This is a genomic window from uncultured Nitrospira sp. (assembly GCA_902500695.1).
Lineage (GTDB): Bacteria > Nitrospirota > Nitrospiria > Nitrospirales > UBA8639 > Nitrospira_E.
This window is the reverse complement of the sequence record CABVRQ010000172.1, coordinates 1-2136: the sequence shown is the minus strand read 5'-3', so window position 1 is coordinate 2136 and position 2136 is coordinate 1. Positions and strand designations below refer to the sequence as shown.

General features: G+C 48.1%; 3 protein-coding genes. 2 read left to right on the top strand and 1 reads right to left on the bottom strand.

Annotated features, from left to right (window positions below; translation table 11 throughout):
* Positions 1-227 (top strand): hypothetical protein (locus AAH187_RS19210; RefSeq protein ID WP_342350103.1); only part of this gene is annotated, 227 nt, incomplete at its 5' end.
* A 196-nt stretch (positions 228-423) separates the two neighbouring features.
* Positions 424-837: a hypothetical protein gene (locus AAH187_RS19205; RefSeq protein WP_342350102.1), complete on the top strand. Its 414-nt coding sequence runs from the start codon at positions 424-426 to the stop codon at positions 835-837.
* Positions 838-975: 138 nt separating this feature from the next.
* Here the strand turns inward: AAH187_RS19205 and nhaR are convergent, their stop codons facing one another.
* The gene (gene nhaR / locus AAH187_RS19200) at positions 976-1887 is read right to left on the bottom strand and encodes a transcriptional activator NhaR (protein WP_342350101.1); all 912 of its coding nucleotides are present in this window, start codon (positions 1885-1887) and stop codon (positions 976-978) included.
* Positions 1888-2136 lie beyond the last annotated feature (249 nt).

Here is a 2136-nt window from a genome sequence, read left to right as displayed (position 1 = left end):
CTTATGCCACCCTGGACCAACTCACCATTCCACTCGGATCCAACCGGTATCCCGGAGCAAGACGATCCGCGATGACCAGCCCGATTTATCCTGAGGAGGGCAAGGCGCTTGAAACGCTGAGAATGGTCGCATTGAATGAGGCTTTTGACCAGGCTATCATGAAGTTATCTGGCGAGTGGCACGACGGACAGGGTAAGTCACTCTCCCAGGCCGCAAGAGAATCCTGAATCTTGGCGGGCTCTGACAAGAGCCATGGCCACATATCACGGGGGACAATTTTCTTCCCCCATGGTAGAGAGGTCTTTTTCAATATATGAAATCCGGCTTTGACCCCTTTTGGCCGGATATCTTATTTTTCTAGGCCATGTATGGATAGAACAATCCACTTGGTTTATTAAATCTCAATAAAGAGGAGGGATGATAATGCGAGTACTTGTCTATGTATTAATTGGCGTTTTGGGAGGTATGGGAATGATGAGCTTCTTCCCGGACAGGGCACATAATCCATCTCTGTTGTCACCTATGAGTATTGCTTTGGCCGCTCATGACACGGAAGAAGAGAAGCCCTGGATAGGAGAAGATCTATTGGAAATGGCTAAAATTTATGACCAGCAGGCCGATGAACTGCAAAGCGAAGCTGTTCGTTTGGAACAGCGCTCGACCTCCCTTGCTCTGAAACCGCATATGGATCCCAAGGGGTTTCGTCGGACGAGTTTAATGCATGTTGCCTCAACCCGATGGAAAGCGGCTAGAGAGATACGAGAATTAGCAGCCATGCACCGGGCAGAAGGACAACGTCTGGTGGCATTAGAAAAGTCTGGAGGTAGCTCTAGCTAGAGTTCCGACGCGAGAGGCACGACCATCGAGAATCCAGGAATGTGATTTTTAAATGAGTTTCCGAAAAAACAAAGAGTAGGATAAGCCTTTTTCGGAATTCTTGGTAGCGGATAGGGTGTCCAGATGATCCACTTTTTATCAGGAGCCAGTAGTCCGAAAAATTGTTTTTCGAGCTGAGTCCACAATGGCCAATACCCCGGGATGTTTGAGGCGACGTTCCACTGAAAGGGCATAAAACTGTTCACGAATGTCAGGCACATCACCGATTTTTTGAACCAGGTATTGCCGGCATATTTCTTTCCCTACCACGTTGGATCCGGGAAAAATTCCTTTTCCTGCCTGACCAAAAGCTTTCATGGTCGCACCATCTTCAAACTCCCCCACCAATCGGGGGGTTATCCCAACCCGTGAGAACCACTCATCCATTCCTCGCCGAAGCATAGAATTACTGGTTGGGAGGAGGAATGGTGCTCCATCAAGGGATTTCGGAAATTTTTTTTGGTACTTGGCGGCAAGTCCTTTTGATGCAAACAACGTCACGCCGGATTCTCCGAGCAAATGACTGTGTCCCAAGATCCGCACCGTAGAAGGGATGGCCGTATCAGCCAACACAATGTCCAGGGAATGGAGAGCCAATTCTCCCAACAATGCTTCCAAGCGCCCTTCCCAACACACCATCTGAAGAGGATCCGATAAAGCAAAGGCGGATTCTAAAAGTTTATACGCGACCATTTTAGGGACCACTTCGGCGATGCCCACAACCAATTTTACGGGACGATGACTGGACCGGCCTTTAAGGGTATTAGTGAATTCCTGCCCCAGAGAGAAAATCTCCTGAGCGTACCGATAGGCCATCTGTCCCACGTCGGTTAATACCAGCGTCTTCCCCACCCGATGAAACAGTTTCTCTCCCAATGTATCTTCGAGGGTTCGAAGCTGAGCGCTTAACGCCGGTTGGGATAAATTGAGTTCTTCGCAGGCCCGCTTGATGCTTCCTTCCCGGGCAATGACCCAGAAGTAGAGCAGATGATGATAATTCAGCCATTCCATGTGCATCAGCTTACATTCATAAATTTAATGGTTCAAGGAAATAAGAATAAATTATCGAAGTGCTCCCAGTGAGCCTATCAAACGCAAAGAGGGCCGCACAGCACCATTCCACTTTCCCGAAAGATAGAAGATTTATCGACAATGCAGTTTCTCGTGTCCTATTCAAATGGAGACTTCTATGGAGATCATCCAAGCCCATGAGTGATTGGATATTCCGGCTGGTATAAAGGGAAACTCAAGTATCTATGA